Below are 20,500 nucleotides of genomic sequence, written 5' to 3' on the forward strand. Positions count from 1 at the left end.
ACGGCTGGTTCGGGAAGAGGGCCGCGCGGCGATTGCCCCCTCCCGAGAAGGGAGGGGGAGCGGGCTATTCATGGATGGAGATATCCACGCCGAACCACTTTTCGGTCAGGGCCTTGTTGGTCTCGTCCCTGTTGATGTCCGTGATGGCTGCGTCAAAGGCTGCCCGCAGCGCCTCGTCGCCCGGACGCAGGGCGACATTGATGGTGCCGAGCCCAAGCACGCCGCCGGCGAAGGTGGGGCCGGTAAAGACCAGCGTCCCTGCCGGGTTCGCGTCGATCACCGCCTTGAAGGCCGTCACATTGGCCACGGCGAGGTCGATGCGCCCGGCGGTGAGCTCCAGGCCGAGCTGTTCGAAGGAGGGATATTCGCGGATATCGAGACCCTTGAAGTATTCGCCGGCGAAGGTGGCCGCGGTGGAACCGGTCTGAACGCCGATGGTCTTGCCGGAGAGCTTTTCCTTCAGGGCTGCGAGCGCCGCCTCGGACTCCTGCGGAGCCTTTGCGAGGTCGAAGGAACGGCCGGCTTCCGGAAGATCCTTGAGCGCGTTGTCGCCCGCCGTGAGGAACCCGTTGGGCGCCTTCGCGTAGGGCTTCGAGAAGCCGATGACTTTCTTGCGCTCTTCAGTCACGCCCATCGACGCGATGATGGCATCATACTTGCCGACCGTGAGGCCCGGGATGATGCCGTTCCACTCCTGGGCGATGAGATCGCATTTGATCTTCATGCGCTCACAGAGCGCCTGCGTCAGCTCGATTTCATAGCCGCCCAGGGAACCATCGGCATTGCTGAAATTCCACGGAGGATAGGCACCCTCCGTCGCGACGGTGATGTGGTCGGGCAGGTTCTGAGCGGTCGCCGCGCCAGCCAGAAGCGGCGTCAGGGCGAGGGCAAGCAGCATATGGCGTCTGAGCATATCTTCGTTCCCTTGGTGTTGTTCATCGGGTTTTGAGCAACCCGTCATGCGACTATGCCAAAGAGCGAAGCATGTTTGGATACGGTATCTGATTGACCTGAGGCTAAGTTGAACTTAGCCTGATGCAATGCGTATCGCGAAAATCCCCTCGTTGAACTGGCTCCGCGTGTTCGAGGCAGCCGCGCGGCACCAGAGCTTCGCCCGGGCCGGAAAAGAACTAAGCATGTCCGCTGCCGCCGTCAGTCAGCAGATTCTTGCGCTCGAGACACATCTGGGACGTCCGCTGTTCGAACGCGCCGCAAACCGGATCAACCTGACGTCGGAAGGAGGCGATTTCCTTCCGACCGTCCAGGCATCCCTCGGGGCGATCGAAAGCAAGGCCGAGTCCCTCTTCGCGCGGCAGCGGATCGACCGCGTTACGCTGTTGGCGAGCCAGTTGATGGCGATGAGCTGGCTGCCGCGCGTGCTGGCGGATTTCGAAGCGGCGAACCCGGCGATCCGCGTCGACCTTCTCGTGGAGGGCACGCAGCGCAAGGTGGATCCGGACCTGGTGATCCGGTTCGGAGAGGAGCCGCACCTCGTGCGGCACCCTACCTGGCTGATGGGCATGTCCCATGTCGTCATGTGCCGGAAGGAGGACACGGCGCGCATCGGCAGCCTGGAGGACCTGCTGTCGTTTCGCCTCTATGACGTAGCGTCCCATGCCATTGGCTGGACTGCCCTTCTCAATCACAATTTCGGCCCGCAGCCGGGCCGGCACCTCAAGCTCGAAACCGTTGACACGACGCCGCTGTCCCTGATGATGGTTAGCCAGGGGCTTGGTCTTGCGATCGGTCACCTGCCGGTTTGCGGCCCGATTGCCGCCGCCCTCGGCCTTGTCGTTTGCCCGTTCGTGCCGAGAACGCCGGGTCCGGGAAACTACTATCTCGAACAGCCACAGGACAGGCCGCAACGCCCCTCTGTCGGACGATTGGAGCGTGCTCTACAGGAGGCGGCGCATGCGTCGATGCGCATTGGCGCTCAGCCAGCCGGCGCGGAGGATGGTCGATGACCATGAGCGCCGCCGGCGGCAGGCTGTAGGGCCGACCGGGCATCATCTTCCCGAGGTTCAGGATGAATGGATGCGGTGTTGCCGCTGAAACGACATGTCTAGCGAATTTCCAGATCCATCCTCGTGCCGAAAAGCGGCACGTCCCGGGCGGACCAGCCTTTGCCGTCGGCCGTAAAACCCAGCTCCGAACAGGGCCTGCCTTCGGCACCTGCGGGGTTCGAGGCCAGGTTCCTGCCGGCAAGGAAGGTCTGGGAGAAAGTGGTGTCGATGGGAACCGGCGTCAGGCAGGCGACCGCCTTGTAGAAATCGTCCCGGTGCTGCGGATCGTCCAGGGCATAGGATTGGAAGACGCCGCGCAATCCATCGAGTTTTTGCTGGCAGAACGCCGCCATGTCGGCGTCATAGCGGCAACCCAGTTCGGTGGAATACTGCACGCGGCATTGAGGATCCGCGAGGTTCTTCAGGCAGGAGGGCAGGCGCGCGGCAAAGGCTCCGGCCTCGTCCTTGTCCCAGCTGTTGTCGGCGGGGCTGCCCGCAATCGTTTCCGGCGCCGCATGCAGCCGCACGCCGCTTTCGGGATCATAGCGCAGCATGTCCCATTCGGCGGCGACGAAGCCGGAGGTCAGCGGGCCATAGCCGCTTGCCGCACGGATCTTCGCCTGGAAATCGCTGACCCATTTGCGAAAGCTCCAGTCCCGCACCTGGCGCGGACCGGTCGCGAGGGCCACGCGGTCGGCAACGGTGCGCATCGGCGGCCCCTCGAGCCGCAGCATGACCCAGGCATCCGTCTCGGAGGCGCTTTGATGGACCCGCCGTTCGGACCAGCTCTCGCCTTCCGTGCCGGCTTCCGCAATGTCGGGGTTCTGCAGCTCGGCGAGCCGCTCCTCCGCCATCGACTGGCGGCATGCCTCGGTACCGCCCGGGTGGGCGCCGGCAAGGGCGCATTGGCGATCGCGGAAGGTCTCCCAGGCGGCTTGCGATGCGGCAAGCCGTGTCCGCTGGTCCGCCGCCTTCTCCTGCGCGATCCCGCCTGCGGCGGCGCGGGCCTCGATCTCGCCGTCGAGCAGCCGGAGGGTTTGCGAAAGCGATTCCGTTTGCACCACGATCCGCCAGGCCTGGCAGAGGCCGGGCGTCAGCGCGTTTCGCGCGCAGTCGGCTTGGTCCTGTGCTTCGGCGAATGTCGCGGTGCCCGACAAGACGGCCACGGAGAGGAGACTAGCTGCAAGACGGCTCATTGTGCGGCCTCATCGAGTGCGTTGGCCACGCGTCGCAGGTGGTCGGCGTAGTCGGGATCGCGTGCCGGGTCGGCCGCCTGCGCATCCTCCCGGTACTGTGCGAACACGCTTTCGGGGGAAACGGCATAAAGTTCGATCGTGCCGCCCGCGGCGATCGGATTGCCGCTCTCGTCGAACGTCCAGCCGATGAGCGCGCTGCAAAGCTCCGCCTGCCGCTCGGGAAGCGTCTCGATATCGACCGGTTGGGCGACGGCGCTGCCGCCTGCCGGCTGCGCGATGAAGGTGAGCTTGGTGACGGTCTCGGCATTGTCCGGGGCGAAGACCGCAAGGCCCGCCCCCTTGCCGCCTTCCGCGATGCAGCCGGCCATGGCGTATACCGAATTGCCCTGAAAACCGGAAAAGGGTGAGGCGGTGCGGCCGTCGCGCCGATAGCCGGCAGCGATGGACCGGCTGATATCGAAGACGCCCTGGCATGCCTTCGCGACAGGCGGGTCGAGCCGGCAGCCGAGTTCGATCGAATAGGCCATGCGGCAATTCGCCGTGCCGAGATCGCGCATGCAGGCAGGAAAACGGGCCGCAAGCAACTGCATGTCGGTATCGCTGGCGCTCATGGGCGCGCTCTCCAGCAGGGGCTGGCCGTTTTCCGGGTGATATCGCCAGGCGTCCCAATCCGCCGAAATGGCCTTTGCCGTTTCCGCTTCGAAGCCGCGTGCCGCCAGCGCCTTCTCGATCAGGGCGGCGCCATAGCGTTTCTTGATGTACCAGCTGTAATCGCCGAAGGCGAAGGCGCGCATGGAATAGTGCGAATCGGCGAGCGTGTTGAAATCCGGTTCGAGCCCGCCCTCGGTCTGGCTTTCGTCGCCGTCCTCCGACGGAGCGACGCCCAGCAGCGTGTCGAGTTCCTTCATCCGGCGCCACGATGTCCAGCGCAGGCATTGAAGACCCTGGATGGCGCCGACGATGCCCTCCTGCCCGGCAAAATAATCGCAGGTCGCCTTGCGATAGGAAAGCCAGGCGTCCTGGGCGTCGCGCACCGCATCTGGCTGCGCGGAGGCGGCCAGCACGGCCGCAAGCCGGCTTTCCACCGCGCCGTCCAGCCCTCCGCCAAGGGCTGCGAGGCAGGCTTCGATCTTCAGGTCACCCCTGTCCGTGCATTCGGCCGGCGTCTCGAAATTCTCGACGATCCCGCCGGCAGCCGCCGTTTGCGGCAGGATGCCCAGCAGCGCAGCGATAAAAAGGCGTTTCATCCTCTTCCCTTCCCGTGATGCCGTCAGTGGCAGCGGAAGCCCGCCGGCACGGTATCGTAGATTTTCAGGGCATGGACCGTCTCGAGTGTCAGTCCGCTGGCCTTCAGCCGGGCCTGCTGCTGAAACGCGCCGACCGCGGCCGAAAGCCCGTCCGGGCCGGGGACGGTCACGCCCGCTTGTCCGAGTGCCTGGGCCAGCGTTGCCTTGCCGCCGTCCGAAAGGTAGGGCAGCAAGTCGTGGGCGGTAAGCGTGGATGCCGCTTCGAGATCGCCGAGGTCGCGCGCCCGCGAGATGAGCTGCAGCGCGCGGGCGACATCGGGCCTGGCCATGCCGCACCCGGCCAGATACATGATGCCGAGCGCATTGATAGCGGCCGGATGCCCTTTGTCCGCCGCCGCCTGGTATTGTTCCAGCGCCTCGGAAAGCCGCTCGGCCTTTTCGAGGCTGCGGGCAAGGTTGTGCTTGAGCCGGGCGCTTTCCGGCTCGGCCGCGACCGCATCAAGGCAGGCGGGCACGGCCTTCACGGCGTCGATGTCCTCGAAGGCGATGCCCTTCACGCCGATGAAATTACGCGCGTCGACGGCGAGCCGGTCGCATTCGGTTATGTTGGGTGGACGAAAGAAGAGCGTGCGGCTCGTCTGAACCAGATATTCGGGCTTCTGCATGCCGTTCGTGCTGGCAAGCACGTCGCCTGCCGCAAGGCGAAACATTTCGGACACTTCGAGCCCGGGCTGATCGATGAAGCGCAGCAGGCTTTCCGTATAGGGGCTGTGCTCCCTTTCGCCATCGGATGCCACTTGGCCGGCAGCCGTGGCGAAGGCCACCAGGCGATAATAACCGGCACTCGCCTCAGCGCCGGCCGGCTTGGGCAGGTCGATGCGCGCAAGACCGCGCGATCCGTCCGCGCCGTGGAAGAGGTCGCTGAACGGATTGTTCCGGCAGGCATCGAGCACGATGATCTTGGCGGCATCCGGCTTGGCCTTTTCCTCGATGGCCGAAAGGATCAGGTCGACCGCGATCAGGTCGTCCCGCTGCCCGCCTTTCGCGAGGTCGACCGGAACGAGGAAGTTGCGGCCGTCGAGCTGAAGGCCGTGGCCTGCATAGAAGACGAAGATCACGTCCGCACCGGACACGTCGCCGGCAAACCGCCGGATCGTCTCCTGCAAGGCGCTTGTCGGCTGGTCGATGGCGACATGGAGGCGAAAGCCGAGGCCGCCGAGTTTTTCCGCCATGGCCCGCGCATCGTTCGCCGGATTGGCGAGCCGGGCCACCGACCGATAGTCCGCGTTTCCGATCACCAGGGCAACCCCGTCGAAGGCACCGTGCGATGCTGACACCTGTGCCATGGCCGGCGATCCGGCAGGAAGGAAAAGCAGGCAGACGAGCGCGGCGAGAAAATGCCGGATTGCATTTCTTCCAGGAACAGCCCGCATGCCTCAACTCCGCCTTGCACGCCTGAACATCGCGGATGTTCTATTCCCGCCGTTCGTCGCCGTTCACCAGAATTGGTTTCATTCAAACCGAAAAGCCGCAAAGAGGCAACCAAGCGACCTGCGGTGTGGTTGGAAGCGGATGGAAGGCTACATGAAGTCGCGCGGAACCGCTTTTTCGAACGCCTTCTCGAAGATTTTCGCCTCGCCCTCGAAGGCGCGGACATTGGCCGAGATCAGCCAGTGCGTCGCAGTGCAGGCGATGGTGGCGGTCGAGACGGTGCGCACGAACCAGCCGGGGCGCTGCATGTCGCAGGTCCACACGGCCGTGCCCGTCATCGAGAGCGGGTCGTTTTCGGCGATCGACCAGAGTTCGTCGCGGACCTGGCGGGTGGCGAGGCCCGTGCCGGGATGCTCGTTGAGGCCGGTATCCTCGTAGATCGAATATTCGGTCAGGCCGTTCGTCAGGTCCCGTTCCACGCCGCGCGCCGTTTCGCCCGGAGCGAGCTCCGTATATTTCGGCAGCGGGTCGGGATTGGCCGGCTCGGGAAGAGAGACGACCCGGTGCGCGCCGAGTTTCGGCAGGGAAAGGCCGAGCGAGGCGAGATCGACCGTCACGCCGGCATCCACCGGCGGCGGCAGGATCATCGGCCAGTAGGATGTCGAGAGTGACAGACGGATGCGGTGGCCGGCGCGGAAGCGATAGCCCATGGCATCGAGCACGAGGCGGACACGGATCTTCTCCCCTCTGGGCATCGCCTTCGGTTCGGCATTGCCGTCGCAATGGGCGAGGTTGAGGACGCCGAAGGTCACGCGGGTCGCCGTGCCATCGGGATGGATATCGACGAGGCGGGCACAGAGATTGGCGATGTCGGCCTCCGTCGAGAGGTCGAGCTCCAGCACCGGCTGGCCGAGGAAGTTCTGGGCTTCCGAGAGCGGCGGCGTTTCGACGACAAGCGAGCCGGCATCGTCGAGGCGCTGGTCGAGCGCCATTTCCGCGTCCGGCTTCAGCGTGAACCACTCGCCGGCCATGATGCCGGTGTCGAGCGGCGACTTCAGGGTGCGGTCGTGCCCGGTGGCGCCGGCAATCGGCATGCCGGGCGCCAGCGCGCCGTATTGCTCGACGTAGAAGGTCGCCATGTCGGGCGCCTCCCAGCGATCCTTGGCGACCCAGAAGCCGGGATCGGCCTCGCGGCGCAGCGCCGGGCGGGCGGCGTCCTGGATATAGGCGCGCACCTGCGGCGTCTTCTCCGCGCCATTCTCCTCACCGCGCAGCCAGCGGTTCCACCAGGCGATGGCTTCCGTGTGGAAATCCATGCGCGGCTTCGGCCAGGCGAAATGCGGGTATTTGTGGACCCAGGGGCCGATCAGCGCCTTCGCCTTGTCGCCAAGGCCTTCGACGGCCTTGAGCGGCGTGCTGCGATAACCGTCCGCCCAGCCGGCGATGACGAGGGCGGGGACGGGGAAGCCGGCGAAATCCTCGCAGATGGAACCGTGTTTCCAGAAGGCGTCGCGGCGCTGGTGCTGCAGCCATTCCTCCATGAAGAAGGGCTCGTTTTCCAGCCGCTCCAGCCACATCGCCTTCCAGCGCTCGCCGACGATGTCGGGGTCGGGCGAGCGTGACTGGTAGGCGAGCATGGTGGCGGCCCAGGACAACTGGGCGGAAAGATGGGTGCCGTTCTTGTAGTGGATGTCGTCGTTGTACCGGTCGACGGTGGAGGCAATGGAGATGACGGCCTTCAGCGCCGGCGGCTTCAGCGCGGCGACCTGCAGGCAGTTGAAGCCGCCCCAGGAGATGCCCATCATCCCGACCGCGCCGTTCGACCAGGGTTGTGCCGCGATCCAGGCGATGAGCTCGCAGGCGTTCGCCAGCTCAAGCGGCGTATATTCCCCGTCGATGACGCCGTCGGATTCGCCCGAGCCGCGGATATCGACACGCACGCCGGCAATGCCGGCGGCGGCGAAGACGGGATAGGTCGATTCATCGCGCATGCACGTGCCGTCGCGCTTGCGGTAGGGCAGGAATTCGAAGACGGCGGGCACGGGGTCCGCCTCGGCCCCGTCCGGCATCCAGATGCGCGCGGCAAGCCGCGTGCCGTCGGCAAGCGTGATCCACTGGTTTTCGATGACGGTGAAGGGGCGAGACATGGCGGGCGTCCGTTTGGCGGGAGAGGCGGATTTGACTGACCGGATGCAGCGCGCGGCGCTGCATCCGGTCATGGATATAGAGGCATAACGTCAGGCGTCGAGCCAGACCCGGCTTGCGACATAGCCGTTGGAGACGTCGTTGCCGATGTCGTGGACATAGCCCTTCACCTGCTTGGAGCAGGCATTGAGGTAGTCGTTGAAGACCGGCAGGATCAGGCCGCCCTCGTCGCGCACGATGAGCGCCATGGTCTTGTAGAGCGCGCGGCGCTTGGTTTCGTCGAGCTCGGCCCTTGCCTGGAGAACCAGCTTGTCGAAATCCGGCCGCTTGAAGCGCGTGTCGTTCCATTCGGCGTTGGAGACATAGGAGGTGGAATAGCGCGAATCCTGCGTCGGGCGCCCGCCCCAGTAGGATGCGGAGAAGGGCTGGACGTTCCAGACGTTCGTCCAGTAGCCGTCATCCGGCTCGCGCTTGACGTCGATGGCGATGCCCGCCTTCTTGGCGCTCTCCTGGAAGAGCACGGCGGCATCGACCGCGCCGGGGAAGGCGGCTTCGGCAGTGCGCAGGAGAACCGGGCCGGAATGGCCGGATTTCTTGTAGTGGAAGGCGGCCTTGTCCGGGTCGAAGGCGCGCTGCTCGATACCGTCCGGGGCGAGGGCATAGGCCATGTTGACCGGATAGTCGTTGCCGAGGGTGCCGTAGCCGCTGAGCACCCGGTCGAGGATCTCCTGGCGGTCGATGGCGTATTTGAGCGCGAGGCGCAGATCGTTGTTGTCGAACGGTGCCGTGTCGCAATGCATCAGGAAGCTGTAGAAGCCCTTGCCGCCGGTCTGGAGGATCTCGACGATCGGCGCGCGCTTCAGGAGTTCGACGGTCTTGGGCTCTACCGCGCTGATGAAGTGGACTTGGCCGGAGGACAGCGCCGCAATGCGCGCAGTGGTGTCGTTCATGACGATGATCTCGACGCTGTCGACGAAGCCGCGGTCGGAGCGCCAGTCGTTCGCGTTCTTCTCGAAGGTCGTGCGCACGCCCGCCTCGAAGGAGACCAGCTTGTAGGGGCCGGTGCCGACCGCCGCATCGGGGTTTTCCACGCCGCCGCCCGGCTGGATGATCAGGTGGTAGTCCGAGAGGATCAGCGGCAGGTCCGCGTTCCCTTCGGCGAGCGTGATCACCAGGTCGCCGGCCTTGTCCTCGAAGGACCTGATCGAGCCGAGAAGCCCGAGCGCGCCCGACTTGGAGCCGGCATCGGAGTGCCGCTTCAGCGTGGCGAGCACGTCGGCGATGGTCATCGGGCTGCCGTCGTGGAACGTGACGCCCTTGCGGATCTTGAAGGTCCAGGTCGCGGCATCGGCGGAGGCTTCCCAGGATTCGGCAAGGGCCGGGACGGCGACGCCGGTATCGGGATGGGATTCGACCAGCGTATCTCCCCAGCAGCGGCCCGTCACGAAGGCGACGCCGGCGCTGTAGCCTGCCGGATCAAGCGTATCCGTCGCAGCGCCGCCCTTCAGGCCGAGCTTCAGGTGCCCGCCGCGCTTCGGCTCCTGCGCGAGCGCGCGCCCCGGCGCAAAGCCTGTCGCCGTTGCGGCGAGCACGCCGAGGGCGGCTGCGCCGCCGAGGAACTCGCGGCGTTTGAGGCTGCCGGTGGAATTTACATCAGGCTTCCAGATGCGCGTCATGTCGTCGGTTCCCCATTTGTGCGGGCTCCGGACATCCACCGGAGCTTTCGAGGAAATCGTAGCGAACATGGGGGCGGGAGAGAATTTCACGACTTGACGCGATTTTACGCTGCTTTACGCTCCTGTTCCCTGGAGTGAACCATGCAGCCGACGTCTTTCCCGATCAATCTCCGGCATGCCTGCAGCACCCGCAAGTCGGTGTCGGAAATCTGCCGCCAGCTCGGCGTCAACCGCCAGCAGTTCAACCGCTATGTGAACGGCGAGGCGGTCCCCTCGCCGCACAATCTGGCGCGGATCGCGGCCTTCTTCGGCGTCAGGCCGGCCGACTTCTCGCTCGACCCAGCCCTGTTCGAGCTGCGCCTCGTGAGCGCTGCCGGCGGGGCCTTCGGCACGGACGTGCTGCATACCTGCTTTCCCGGCAACCTGCCGTCGCTTCGCCGGCATCTCGGCTATTACCAGACCTACCACGTCTCGCTCTCGTGGCCGGGCATGATCGTCTGCTCCTGTGCCCGGCTGGACGAGCACGAAGGTGCGGTGCGCGTGAAATCCATCGAACGCATCCAGGATCGGCCGCATGAAATCCGCCAGTTCTCGAAATATCTCGGCCTCGCCTCGTTTCTCCGCAACCGCATCTTCGTCGTCGAGCGGAGCACCGGGCCTGAGCCGATGATCGCGCAGACGATCCTGACGCCTTTCGAAACGCACCAGCGCATCTATCTGAGGGGCATGACGATGGGTGTTTCCTGGCGGAAGCAGAACCTTCCCTATGCCTCGCGCGTCATCTGGCGCCATCTCGGCACGGATACCGACCGGCGCCAGCTGCTGTCCCGCTGCGGCGTGTTGCCGCCAGGCTCGCGGCAGCTTCCCCCGACGGTGCGCGAATTCCTCGACGCGAGCGAAAATCCCGCCATTTCCATCCCGTTCAGCGAGGTCTGAGCCCCTTGGGATCCGCGTCCGGCTAGACGGCGACCAGGCTTGCATGCCGTTCCGGCAAGGCAACCGCAAATCGCTCCGGCCCGGTCTCCGCGAAAAATTCCCGCGCCACCTCGATGAAACGCCGCAGAAAGGCCGGTTTTGCGCTTCCGTACCGGTCGGCGATCATCAGGCGGGGTGTCGGCAGGATTTCGAGCAGGGGGCGGCGCACCAGACGATCGCTGTCCGGACTTCCAAGCCCGATGGGACGCATGTTGAGGATCGACATGCCGAAGCCGCAGGCCACCGCGGCGCGAACGGTATCGTAGCCCCGCGTCCGGAACGAGATTTTCGGTCGCTGGCCCGCGAGATCGAAAAGCGTGACCAGGTAGCCCGAGGTCTGCGGCAGGTCGAACAGAACCAGCGGCCGCGTCACCAGTTCCGCGAGGCTGAGGCATTGCTTTTGCGCAAGCGGATCATTCGCATGAAGCAGCGCATGTGCCGGCACATGGGCGAGGGTCACGGCATCCGAGGGAAGGCCCGGGCCGATGTCATAGGCCACGATCGCATCGACCATGTTCGATTCCAGCCATGTCAGCAGTTGTGGTTGCTCGCCCTCGAAGAGCTGGATCTCGGTGCCGCTCGCTGCAACGAACCGGTGCAGGAGCTCCGGCATGAACAGGGCGCCGAACGGCTCGAAACAGCCGATCTTCAGGACCGGCGGCATGCCGGCGGTGAACTTGTCCATCGTGCGCTCGAACTCCGCCTCCGCCGCGAGCAGGCGGCGGGCCGACGCGACGAACCGCTCGCCGGCCGGCGTAAGCGTGACGCCCTTGGACGGCCGGCGCTCAAAGAGCCTGGAACGCATCTCGCCTTCCGCCTGGCCCATCGCGGCCAGAATGGAGGATTGCGCGATGCGGCAGGTGCGCGCCGCAGCCGATATCGATCCCGTCTCTGCGACGAGCACGAGGTAACGAAGCTGGCGAAGGGTCAGATTCATTCATCTATTCCATGTAACAAGCAGTATCATATTTTGCATTTTATATAATTCAACGTTTGCGCGATGCTGTCTTCACTGGTTTTCAGCAGTGGGAAGACGCCGTGAACAGCAGCCGCCAGTCCATCTCGCCAATCTCCGATGCGCCGGACCTGTGCCGCATGGATGTCGCGGCCCTCACCGCGGCCTTCCGGTCCGGCGCGCTTTCTCCGGTGGAGGCCGTCCAGGCGGCACTTGATCGCGCCGAGGCCATCCAGCCGCGTTTCAACGCCTTCACCTTCATCGATCATGCCGGCGCGCTGGAGGCGGCGCGCGCCGCCGAGGCGCGCTGGCGGGCGGGCTCGGCGCTCTCGGCGATCGACGGCGTGCCCGCGACCCTCAAGGACATCGTGCATGTCGAGGGCTGGACCGTGCGCTACGGAAGCCGGGTCACCGATGCCGCGCCGATGAAGCAGGATGCGCCCGCCGTCGCGGGCCTTCGCGCTGCCGGCGCGGTCTTCATCGGCCAGACCACGACGCCGGAGTTCGGCTGGAAGGCGGTGACGGACAGCCCCGCCTTCGGCATCACCCGCAATCCATGGAACCCGGACCGCACGCCCGGCGGCTCTTCGGGCGGGGCGGCGGTCGCCTCGGCCACCGGCGCGGGCGTTCTTCATCTCGGCACCGATGGCGGCGGATCGATCCGGATCCCTGCCGCCTTCACCGGGACCTTCGGCCTGAAGCCGACCTTCGGCCGTGTCCCGGCCGATCCGCCGAGCGTCTTCGGCACGGTTGCCCATATCGGCCCGATGTCCCGCAGCCCGGCCGACGCGCGGGCGATGCTCGCCGCGATGGGCGGACGGAGCCTTCGGGACTGGAGCCAGCCATGGGGGGCGGTGCCGGCGCTCGATGCGCAGCCCTTCGGCTGGAAGGGACGCAAGGTCGGTCTCTGGATGTCGCCGCCGACGGGTTCGCTCGACCCGGCGATCGAGCGCGCGGTGTTGGATGCGGCCCGGCGGATCGAGGCGGCGGGCGCACGCGTTGAAGCGATCCAGCTGCCCGGCGAACGCCTGCACGACCTGTTCTGCGCCCACTGGATGACCGGAGCGGCAAGCCGCCTTTCGTCCGTCCCCCCGTCGGCACGCGAAGCGATGGATCCCGGCTTCATCGATGCGGCCGGGGAGGGGAGCCGCTTCAGCCTGATGGACTATATCTCGGCGCAACAGGCCCGTGCCCGCTTCGGCGCCGCAATGGAGCAGTTGCTCACGGACTACGATCTCCTTCTTTCTCCCGCCACCGCCTGCCTGCCGTTCGCGGCCGGACGGGAGGTGCCAGAGGGCTCCAGCCTGTCGCGCTGGACCGAATGGGCCGGGTTCAGCTATCCGATCAACCTGTCGCAGCAGCCGGCCTGCACCCTGTTCTGCGGCCTGGCCGACGGCTTGCCGGTCGGCCTGCAGATCGTCGGCCCGCGTGGGCAAGACGGCTTCGTGCTCGATGCCGCCGAGGCGGTCGACCGCTTGCTGGGAGCGCCGTGATGCCGGATATCGTCTCCCTTTCCCTCAATGCGCTGACGCTGATGAGCATTCTCATGCTCGTCGCGCTGGGTCTTGCGATCATCTACGGATTGATGGGCATCATCAATCTCAGCCATGGCGAGTTCGTCACCATCGGCGCCTATACGCTTTTCACGGTACAGGCGGCCGGCGGCTCGTTCTGGCTGGCGCTCGTCGTGGCGCCGGTCGTCGGCTATCTCTTGGGCACGGTGCTTGAAATCGCGGTGATCCGGCGCCTCTACGACAGGCCCATCTCCACCATCCTCGCCACCTGGGGGCTCAGCCTCATCCTGCAGCAGGCGATCATCCTGGCCTATGGCGCCGCGCCGCGGCCGGTGACGGCGCCGTTCGAGGCGTCTGTTCAGGTGCTCGGCATCACATATCCGGCCTACCGGCTCTTCCTGATCGTCTTTGCCTTCGCCGTGATGGGCACCTGCGTGCTGGTCTTCCGCAAGACGCCGTTCGGGCTCGATGTCAGGGCGGTGATCCAGAATGCGGGCATGGCGCGGGCGCTCGGCGTGAATGCCGAAAGGGTCTATCGCCGGGCGTTCGCCAGCGGCGCGGCGCTCGCCGCCCTCGCCGGCGTCCTCATCGCGCCGCTCGTCGCCGTGACGGCGCTGATGGGCGTCAACTATCTGGCGCGCTCCTTCTTCGTCGTCCTCGTCGGCGGCGCGGGTTCCATCCCCGGTGTCGTCGCCGGCTCGGCCTTCGTGGGCGGGTTGGAATCGTTGCTCTCCACCACCGTGCCGATCACCGTGGCGCAGGCCAGCGTGCTGATCCTCGCGGTCGTCATCGTGCGGTTCCGTCCGCAGGGGCTGGTGCCGGCATGACGCAACGGGAGAAGACCTGGCTTTTCATCACCCTCGCCATCCTGGCGGCGCTCGCCCTCTATCCGGCCTTCGGCTCCTATTCCGGCGTCTCCGGCCTTCGCGACATCCTGCTTTTCGCGCTCTTCGCCGTCTCGCTCGATCTCTTCTGGGGACGCACCGGCATCCTCTCCTTCGGCCACGCCACCTTCTTCGGTGCCGGTGCCTACGGCATGGCGGTGATGACGATCCACCTGGCGCCGGGCGCCGCCTGGAGCAGCCTCGCGGGGCTTGCCTTCGGTGTCGGCCTTGCCGGCGTGATCGCCCTTGCGGTCGGCTATTTCGTGATCTTCGGCGGCGTGCGCGGGGCCTATTTCACCATCGTCACCCTGGCCTTGACCCTGATCGCGCAGCAGATCGCCATCGGCTGGTCCTCCGTCACCGGCGGGGATGCTGGCCTGATCGGCGTTCCGCCGCTTACGCTCGGCCTCTCGATCACCGGCAAGGTTTTCTATTATCTCGTGGTCGCCGTGCTGTTCGGCATCGTGCTCGCGCTCTGGGCGGGCCTGCGCGGCCAGCGTGGCCTCGTCCTTCGGGCAATCGAGGATGACGAGCGCAAGGCCCAGACGCTCGGCTACAACACGCCGCTTCACCTGCTCGCCGTCTTCGTGCTTTCGGGCCTGATCGCCGGGCTTGCCGGCGCGCTCTATGTGACCGGAACGGGTTTCGTCGCGCCGGACATGATCGCGCTCCTGCTTTCCACCGAGGTCATCATGTGGGTCGCGGTCGGCGGGCGCGGCTCGCTCATCGGCGCGGTCGCGGGCACGATGATCGTCTGGCGGCTGCAGCAGGAGGTTTCCACGCTCAGCGCTTCGGCCTGGCCGCTGTTCATCGGCGCTTTCTTCCTCGCCATGGTGTTCTTCTTCCCCGATGGCCTGCCGGCCGCCGCGCAGAAGCTCTGGACGCGCTGTAAGGGCGTGAAGGAAGGGGGCGCGGCATGACGGGCGGCGAACTGCGTACCGAAGGCCTCGGCCGTCGTTTCGGCGGATTGGTTGCCGTCGAGGATGTCAGCGTGACCTTTGCGGCGGGGGAGGTCTCCTGCGTGATCGGGCCGAACGGCGCCGGCAAATCGACGCTTCTCAACATGATCTGCGGCGCCATAGCGCCGAGCGCCGGCCGGATCCTGTTCGACGGCAAGCCTGTCGAAGGCCTCTCGCGCCACGCGATCGCCCGTGCCGGCATCGCCCGCAAGTTCCAGGTCCCCTCCGTCTTCGGTTCGCTGACGGTCGCGGAAAACCTGACGGTGGCGGGCGGCGGCGATGCGGCGGCGGTGATGGCGCGCACCGGGCTTGCGGCCGAGCGCGATACCCGCGCCGACGTGCTCGCCCACGGCAAGAAGCAATGGCTGGAAATCGCCATGGGGCTGATCCGCAGGCCACGCCTCCTGCTGCTCGACGAGCCGACGGCTGGCCTCTCGCCGGAGGAGACCCAGGCGGTGGCCGACCTCCTCCTGTCGCTGCGCGGCACATGCACGGTGGTGGTGATCGACCACGACATGCATTTCGTGCGGGCGCTGTCGGCCCGCACCGTGGTGATGCACCAGGGCCGGCTCGTTGCGGAAGGCGATTTTTCGGCCATCGAGCGCGACCCGATGGTGCGCGACATCTATCTGGGGCGGGCGTGATGCTGGACGTGAACGATCTGCGCGCAGGTTATGGCAGCACCGAGGTCCTGCAAGGCGTCACCCTGTCGGTCCGAAAGGGCGAGGTCGTGTCGATCCTCGGCCGCAACGGCGTCGGAAAGACAACGCTGATGAAGGCGCTGATCGGCCTCATCAGGCCCTGGGCCGGGCAAGTCGCGCTGAACGGCAAGGCCGCCGCGGGCCTGCCGCCGGAAAGGATCGCGCGGGCGGGCCTTGCCTATGTGCCGCAGGGACGGGGCATCTTCCACAAGCTCTCCGTCATCGAGAACCTGACCATGGGCACGCGTGCGCGCCGCGACGGCAGCGCGACGGTTCCAGCCGAGATCTTCGAAATGTTCCCGATCCTTGCCGAGCGTCGCCACCAGCTGGGCGGAACGCTTTCAGGCGGGCAGCAGCAGCAGCTGGCGCTTGGCCGGGCGCTCGCCTCGGCGCCGGATTTCCTGCTGCTCGACGAGCCCTCCGAGGGCATCCAGCCGAACATCGTCCAGATGATCGGCGACATCCTGCGCAGGCTCGCGGCCGAAAAGGGCCTGGGCGTGCTCTTGGTGGAACAGAACCTCGACCTCGGCCTCTCGGCGGCCGATCGGGTGCTGTTCATGGAGAAGGGGCGCATCGTTCACGAAAGCACGCCCCGGACGCTCGAGGAGGAGACGCTTCACCGGTACCTGGCCATCTGAACACGCCCGGATGGCCGGGATTGCATCAAGGCGAACCAAAAGGGGAACTGAAATGACGCTTATCACCCGCCGCCGCACGCTCCAGGGCCTTGCCGGCATCGCCGCCGTCTCGGCGCTCGGCGCGCCGTCCATCCTGCGCGCAGCCGACACGATCAAGCTCGGCTTCCTGTCGGGCCTCACCGGCCTTGAAACCATTCTCGGCGAAACGCAACTCCACTGCTTCGAGCTTGCGGTGGAAGAGCTGAACGCGGCCAACGGCATCGGCGGCCGCAAGATCGAATATGTCGTCGAGGACGACCAGACGACCACCCGCGGCGCCATCGAAAAGGCGCGCAAGCTGGTGTTCGAGGACGAGGTCGTCGCGACCATGGGCATGATCGCTTCGCTGGAGCACGTCGCCGCCCGCTCCGTCACCAGCCCGGCGAACCATATCCTGATGTACTCGACCTATTACGAGGGCGGGGTCTGCGAGAAGAGCTTCTTCTCGACCGGGCAGGTGCCGAACCAGCAGATCGTGCCCTCGCTCGGCTGGTTGACGAAGAACACCGGCAAGACCGTCTACGTCATCGGCTCCGACTACATCTGGCCGCGTGCCTCGACGGAAGTCATCAAAACGGAGATCGAAAAGCTCGGCGGCAAGCTGCTCGGCGCGGAATTCGCCCCGTTCGGCACGCAGGACTTCGCGCCGATCTTCGACCGTGCGCGGGCAGCCAATCCGGATTTCATCTGGATGATGGTGGCGGGCGCCGACGTCATCACGGCCCTGAAGCAGTACCAGTCCTTCGGCTTCAAGCAGCAGCTCTTCTCGAATGCGCTGGACGAACTGTTCTCCTTCGCCCATCCGGAACTGACGGCCGGCACGCTGTCCAACCAGGCCTACTTCATGAAGCTGGACACGCCGCGCAACAAGACCTTCACGGAGGCCTTCGCGAAGAAGTACGGCGCGGACAAGCCCATCAACGCCATCGGCGAGGCGGCCTATGACGGCGTCTATCTCTATGCCGCCGCCGTGGAGAAAGCCGGATCGACGGAAAGCGACGCGGTCATCAAGGCATTGCGTGAGGTGGAGTTCGATGCGCCGCAGGGCAAGGTCAACTTCGCCGCCAACAATTGCCTGCGCACCAACTCCATCCTCGCCCGCGGCACGCCGGACGGCCATTGGGAAACCGTCGAGAACTTCGGCCAGATCGACCCGGACGTGCCTGGATGCACCCTTTGAACGACATCCTCACCTCGGCGAAAGCGGCACGTGCCGCTTTCCTGTCCGGCACGGCAGGTGCCGAGGAGATGGCCCGGGCGATGCTGGCGGGCATCGCCCGGGACAATCCCCGCCTCAATGCCTATCGCGAGGTGCTGGAAAGCACGGCGCTCGCCGAGGCGCGTGCCGCGGATGCCGCCAGGATGGCGGGCCGCGATCCCGGGCTGCTTGCCGGGCTCTGCGTGGCGGTGAAGGAAAACATCGATACCGTGCCGGCACTGGCGAGTGCCGGCATGCGCTTCCTTCGTGACCGGAGGGCGGTAAAGGACAGCTGGATCACCGCGAGATTGCGCGCGCTCGGCGCGACGATCATCGGCACGACGATCAGCGATCCGGGCGCCTTCGGGGTACGGACCGCCGAGGTGGTGCATCCTGGGGATACGACGCTCTCCGTCGGCGGTTCTTCGGGCGGCTCGGGTGCCGCGCTGGCGGCGGGGCTTTGCCATGCGGCGATCGGCACCGATACCGGAGGCTCCATCCGGGTGCCGGCCGCGCTGTGCGGCGTGGCGGGCCTGAAGCCGAGCGCCGGCCGATGGTCCCTTGCGGGCGTATGGCCGCTCGTGCCCTCGCTCGACCATGTCGGACCGATGGCGCGCACGGGCGAAGACTTGCTGCTCCTGGCAGAGGCCCTAGACCCCGACATGCCGGCACGCCCGGCCGCGCGCCGTGTCGCTTTCGACCCGGCCTGGGTCGCCGAGTGCGATGGCGACGTGCAGGCAGCCTTCGGGCAGACGCTGACGGCGCTGACGCGCAAGGGTGTCACGGTGTCCGAGGCGCGCCTGCCCGCGCTCGATCGGGTGGCGGCGGTGCACGGCACGATCTTCTGCGTCGAGACGGCCGCCTTCTATCGCAGCGTCGTCGCGCCCGGCGTCGAGTTGCCGCGCGAGGGGCAAGGTGCCGTCAGCCACGCGGATTCAATCACCATGGCGGCTTATCTCGCTGCCTGCCGCGATCGCCAGCAGATGCGGGCTGCCGTCGATGCAATCCTTGCGGACGGCACGGTGATCGTGAGCCCGACGACCGCGGTGGCGCGTGCGCCGAAAGACGCGCAAAGCCTTACGATCGGGGGGACGGAACGGGATTTCACCTATGGATTGGTGCGGCTGACCTGTCTCTTCGACCACACGGGCCACCCCGCCGCGGCTCTGCCGGCCGCAGGCGGCAGCCTGCAGGTCGTTGCCGCCCGCGACGCTGATCGCTCGACTCTCGCGCTGCTGGAGGACGGCCCCTCTTTCAGCACCGGCGTGTGATGAAGGCGACGATCAACCCTCCGCTTGGGCCGCTTGCGCGGCCCCGCGGCAGGACCGCTAGTTCATGACGACCACGGCTTCCACCTCGAAAAGCATGGGGTCGATCGCAAGCCTGGGAACGGGAACGAGGGTCTGCGCCGGCAGCGCTTCACCGAACATTTCCTTAACGTTCTGGGTCAGCACCCCAAGCTTCGCCATGTCGTGATCGACCACGAATACGGTGAGCTTGGCGACCTGATCCGGCCTTGCCCCGAGCGCATCCAGGGCAGCGCGCAAATTTGCGTAGGCTTGTTTCACCTGGGCCGCGAAGTCGGGCGACAAGGCCCCCGTGCTGTCCTGGCCGCCCTGTCCGGAGACATAGGCAAGCCTGGCGCCTGCAGGGACGATGACCGCCGTGCTGTAGCCGTTCGGCGTCGGGTCGCCGAGGGTCGGCGGGTTGACGATGGTCAGCTCGTTCGCGCCCGCCGCAGCGGAGATTCCGGTTGCCATGATGATGAGCCCTCCAATGAGCAGATGCTTGGTTGCACGTGGCATGATTTCGGTCCTTGGGTTCTAAGACAGGTCGGAGCGAGCATCGGCGTGTCGCCTGCTCGTGGCCGACGACGCATTCTACGCGGCCATACCTGTCAATTTCTGTCAGGTTGGATTATGCTTTTTCGATGCGTGCAAGCCGCCTTCTGTCCATTCTGACGACCCTGCAAGCGAAGGGACATGTCACCGCCCAGGCGCTGGCCGCCGAGTGCGAGGTTTCGCTGCGCACGATCTATCGAGATGTGGATGCGCTCAGCGCAGCGGGAATCCCGGTCTACAGCGTGCAGGGCAGCAGCGGAGGCTATCGGCTGCTCGAGGGCTACCGGGTCCGCCTGAACGGCTTGTCCTCGACCGAAGCCGAGGCGCTGTTCCTGGCTGGCCTTACGCGCCAGGCGGCTGATCTGGGGTTGGGCGCCGTTGCGGCGAGCGCGCGCACAAAGCTCCTGGCCGCCTTGCCGGAGAACATGCGATCCGGGGCGATGAGGGCGCGATTCCACTTCGATGCGCCGGCCTGGTTCGCCGAGGCCGAGGCCCTGGACCACCTGCCCGCCGTTGCCGATGCCGTGTGGAACCAGCGTCCTATCCGCATGCGCTACCAAAGCCGGAAGGCTGACAGGGAGCGGCGCGTCGAGCCTCTTGGTATCGTCCTGAAAGGCGGTGCCTGGTATCTGGTCGTTCGCGCCGACAACGCTTTCCGCACCTTCCGCCTCTCCCGGGTTGGGAAGATGGAGGTGCTTGATGAACGCTTTGACTATCCGGAAGGGTTCGACCTCGAAGCATATTGGACCGAGAGCATCAGGCGTTACGAGGTGGACCTTCATCCCAATCGCGCTGAAATCCGGCTGTCGCCCTGGGCCATGGGCATGATGGAGGAGCTTCTGCCCCCCTATGTCCGCACCGGCGCCGTTGTTTCCGAGGAGGCCGACGCGCGAGGCTGGCGACGGGTAATCCTTTCGGTCGGTTCCATCGCTCACGCCGCGATGGAGATCCTGCGCTTTGGAGCGGACGCAGAAGTGATCGGGCCGCCGGAGCTTCGTGCCAAAATGGCGGAGATCGTCGGCACTCTGGCGCAGGTCTATGCCGGTGAGGATCCGGGGTAAGACCTTGCCGCTCTCGTTCCCGGCCGGATCTCAAGCA

Annotated in this window: 18 protein-coding genes; 10 read left to right on the forward strand and 8 right to left on the reverse strand. The window is 66.2% G+C overall.

Features of this window, described 5'->3' with window-relative positions; all coding sequences use genetic code 11:
• Positions 1-64: 64 nt before the first annotated feature.
• A complete protein-coding gene (locus tag WMC41_RS22815) occupies positions 65-913 on the reverse strand; it encodes a transporter substrate-binding domain-containing protein (RefSeq protein ID WP_432348969.1) in 849 nt (282 codons plus the stop codon).
• A gap of 127 nt (positions 914-1,040) precedes the next feature.
• Between WMC41_RS22815 and WMC41_RS22820 the strand changes: the two genes are divergently transcribed.
• Positions 1,041-1,964 (forward strand): LysR family transcriptional regulator, encoded by a 924-nt coding sequence (locus tag WMC41_RS22820; protein WP_244766234.1) that lies wholly within the window; start codon positions 1,041-1,043, stop codon positions 1,962-1,964.
• Positions 1,965-2,062: 98 nt separating this feature from the next.
• On the opposite strand, the gene WMC41_RS22825 is transcribed toward WMC41_RS22820, so the two are convergent.
• From WMC41_RS22825 to WMC41_RS22845, 5 genes are all read right to left on the reverse strand, one after another.
• Positions 2,063-3,199 (reverse strand): lysozyme inhibitor LprI family protein, encoded by a 1,137-nt coding sequence (locus WMC41_RS22825; RefSeq protein ID WP_432348971.1) that lies wholly within the window; start codon positions 3,197-3,199, stop codon positions 2,063-2,065.
• Positions 3,196-4,446 carry a lysozyme inhibitor LprI family protein gene (locus tag WMC41_RS22830; protein ID WP_432348973.1) on the reverse strand — a complete coding sequence of 417 codons (1,251 nt, stop codon included), beginning with the start codon at positions 4,444-4,446 and terminating at the stop codon, positions 3,196-3,198. Before WMC41_RS22830 ends, WMC41_RS22825 begins: the two co-directional genes overlap by 4 nt.
• Before the next feature lie 23 nt (positions 4,447-4,469).
• Positions 4,470-5,792: a caspase family protein gene (locus WMC41_RS22835; protein WP_432348975.1), complete on the reverse strand. Its 1,323-nt coding sequence runs from the start codon at positions 5,790-5,792 to the stop codon at positions 4,470-4,472.
• A gap of 234 nt (positions 5,793-6,026) precedes the next feature.
• Positions 6,027-8,024, reverse strand: coding sequence for a CocE/NonD family hydrolase (locus WMC41_RS22840; protein ID WP_432348977.1), 1,998 nt, complete (start codon positions 8,022-8,024; stop codon positions 6,027-6,029).
• 90 nt (positions 8,025-8,114) lie between these two features.
• Positions 8,115-9,698 (reverse strand): ABC transporter substrate-binding protein, encoded by a 1,584-nt coding sequence (locus WMC41_RS22845; protein WP_272807615.1) that lies wholly within the window; start codon positions 9,696-9,698, stop codon positions 8,115-8,117.
• 141 nt (positions 9,699-9,839) lie between these two features.
• On the opposite strand from WMC41_RS22845, the gene WMC41_RS22850 reads away from it, so the two are divergent.
• Positions 9,840-10,634: a helix-turn-helix domain-containing protein gene (locus WMC41_RS22850; protein WP_288079092.1), complete on the forward strand. Its 795-nt coding sequence runs from the start codon at positions 9,840-9,842 to the stop codon at positions 10,632-10,634.
• Positions 10,635-10,656: 22 nt separating this feature from the next.
• Here the strand turns inward: WMC41_RS22850 and WMC41_RS22855 are convergent, their stop codons facing one another.
• Positions 10,657-11,610, reverse strand: coding sequence for a LysR family transcriptional regulator (locus tag WMC41_RS22855; protein WP_432348979.1), 954 nt, complete (start codon positions 11,608-11,610; stop codon positions 10,657-10,659).
• A gap of 101 nt (positions 11,611-11,711) precedes the next feature.
• On the opposite strand from WMC41_RS22855, the gene WMC41_RS22860 reads away from it, so the two are divergent.
• From WMC41_RS22860 to WMC41_RS22890, 7 genes are read left to right on the forward strand one after another with little or no spacing between them, the layout of a single operon-like run.
• Complete coding sequence (locus WMC41_RS22860; protein WP_432348981.1) at positions 11,712-13,121, forward strand: amidase; 1,410 nt, start codon at positions 11,712-11,714, stop codon at positions 13,119-13,121.
• Positions 13,121-13,969 carry a branched-chain amino acid ABC transporter permease gene (locus WMC41_RS22865; protein ID WP_432348983.1) on the forward strand — a complete coding sequence of 283 codons (849 nt, stop codon included), beginning with the start codon at positions 13,121-13,123 and terminating at the stop codon, positions 13,967-13,969. Before WMC41_RS22860 ends, WMC41_RS22865 begins: the two co-directional genes overlap by 1 nt.
• Positions 13,966-14,946 carry a branched-chain amino acid ABC transporter permease gene (locus WMC41_RS22870; RefSeq protein ID WP_432348985.1) on the forward strand — a complete coding sequence of 327 codons (981 nt, stop codon included), beginning with the start codon at positions 13,966-13,968 and terminating at the stop codon, positions 14,944-14,946. The genes WMC41_RS22865 and WMC41_RS22870 overlap by 4 nt, the downstream gene beginning before the upstream one ends.
• Entirely contained in the window at positions 14,943-15,629 is a 687-nt protein-coding gene (locus WMC41_RS22875) for an ATP-binding cassette domain-containing protein (protein WP_432348987.1), read from the forward strand. The genes WMC41_RS22870 and WMC41_RS22875 overlap by 4 nt, the downstream gene beginning before the upstream one ends.
• Entirely contained in the window at positions 15,629-16,324 is a 696-nt protein-coding gene (urtE, locus tag WMC41_RS22880; protein WP_432348989.1) for an urea ABC transporter ATP-binding subunit UrtE, read from the forward strand. The genes WMC41_RS22875 and urtE overlap by 1 nt, the downstream gene beginning before the upstream one ends.
• 52 nt (positions 16,325-16,376) lie before the next feature.
• Complete coding sequence (locus WMC41_RS22885; RefSeq protein WP_432348991.1) at positions 16,377-17,543, forward strand: substrate-binding protein; 1,167 nt, start codon at positions 16,377-16,379, stop codon at positions 17,541-17,543.
• A complete protein-coding gene (locus WMC41_RS22890; protein WP_432348992.1) occupies positions 17,531-18,832 on the forward strand; it encodes an amidase in 1,302 nt (433 codons plus the stop codon). The genes WMC41_RS22885 and WMC41_RS22890 overlap by 13 nt, the downstream gene beginning before the upstream one ends.
• Positions 18,833-18,889: 57 nt before the next feature.
• On the opposite strand, the gene WMC41_RS22895 is transcribed toward WMC41_RS22890, so the two are convergent.
• Positions 18,890-19,366 (reverse strand): RidA family protein, encoded by a 477-nt coding sequence (locus WMC41_RS22895; RefSeq protein ID WP_432348993.1) that lies wholly within the window; start codon positions 19,364-19,366, stop codon positions 18,890-18,892.
• 125 nt (positions 19,367-19,491) lie between these two features.
• Between WMC41_RS22895 and WMC41_RS22900 the strand changes: the two genes are divergently transcribed.
• On the forward strand, positions 19,492-20,463 hold the full coding sequence (locus WMC41_RS22900; RefSeq protein WP_432348995.1) for a helix-turn-helix transcriptional regulator: 972 nt from the start codon (positions 19,492-19,494) through the stop codon (positions 20,461-20,463).
• Positions 20,464-20,500 lie beyond the last annotated feature (37 nt).

Source organism: Shinella yambaruensis (assembly GCF_050859155.1).
Lineage (GTDB): Bacteria > Pseudomonadota > Alphaproteobacteria > Rhizobiales > Rhizobiaceae > Shinella > Shinella yambaruensis.

Excerpts from the sequence above, each read along its gene's own strand:
- WMC41_RS22890 (WP_432348992.1), top strand. The coding sequence starts at position 17,531 with ATGCACCCTTTGAACGACATCCTCACCTCGGCGAAAGCGGCACGTGCC.
- WMC41_RS22895 (WP_432348993.1), bottom strand. The coding sequence starts at position 19,366 with ATGCCACGTGCAACCAAGCATCTGCTCATTGGAGGGCTCATCATCATG.
- urtE (WP_432348989.1), top strand. The coding sequence starts at position 15,629 with ATGCTGGACGTGAACGATCTGCGCGCAGGTTATGGCAGCACCGAGGTC.
- WMC41_RS22825 (WP_432348971.1), bottom strand. The coding sequence starts at position 3,199 with ATGAGCCGTCTTGCAGCTAGTCTCCTCTCCGTGGCCGTCTTGTCGGGC.
- WMC41_RS22875 (WP_432348987.1), top strand. The coding sequence starts at position 14,943 with ATGACGGGCGGCGAACTGCGTACCGAAGGCCTCGGCCGTCGTTTCGGC.
- WMC41_RS22815 (WP_432348969.1), bottom strand. The coding sequence starts at position 913 with ATGCTCAGACGCCATATGCTGCTTGCCCTCGCCCTGACGCCGCTTCTG.
- WMC41_RS22865 (WP_432348983.1), top strand. The coding sequence starts at position 13,121 with ATGCCGGATATCGTCTCCCTTTCCCTCAATGCGCTGACGCTGATGAGC.
- WMC41_RS22855 (WP_432348979.1), bottom strand. The coding sequence starts at position 11,610 with ATGAATCTGACCCTTCGCCAGCTTCGTTACCTCGTGCTCGTCGCAGAG.
- WMC41_RS22850 (WP_288079092.1), top strand. The coding sequence starts at position 9,840 with ATGCAGCCGACGTCTTTCCCGATCAATCTCCGGCATGCCTGCAGCACC.
- WMC41_RS22830 (WP_432348973.1), bottom strand. The coding sequence starts at position 4,446 with ATGAAACGCCTTTTTATCGCTGCGCTGCTGGGCATCCTGCCGCAAACG.
- WMC41_RS22845 (WP_272807615.1), bottom strand. The coding sequence starts at position 9,698 with ATGACGCGCATCTGGAAGCCTGATGTAAATTCCACCGGCAGCCTCAAA.
- WMC41_RS22885 (WP_432348991.1), top strand. The coding sequence starts at position 16,377 with ATGACGCTTATCACCCGCCGCCGCACGCTCCAGGGCCTTGCCGGCATC.
- WMC41_RS22900 (WP_432348995.1), top strand. The coding sequence starts at position 19,492 with ATGCGTGCAAGCCGCCTTCTGTCCATTCTGACGACCCTGCAAGCGAAG.
- WMC41_RS22835 (WP_432348975.1), bottom strand. The coding sequence starts at position 5,792 with ATGGCACAGGTGTCAGCATCGCACGGTGCCTTCGACGGGGTTGCCCTG.
- WMC41_RS22820 (WP_244766234.1), top strand. The coding sequence starts at position 1,041 with ATGCGTATCGCGAAAATCCCCTCGTTGAACTGGCTCCGCGTGTTCGAG.
- WMC41_RS22870 (WP_432348985.1), top strand. The coding sequence starts at position 13,966 with ATGACGCAACGGGAGAAGACCTGGCTTTTCATCACCCTCGCCATCCTG.
- WMC41_RS22840 (WP_432348977.1), bottom strand. The coding sequence starts at position 8,024 with ATGTCTCGCCCCTTCACCGTCATCGAAAACCAGTGGATCACGCTTGCC.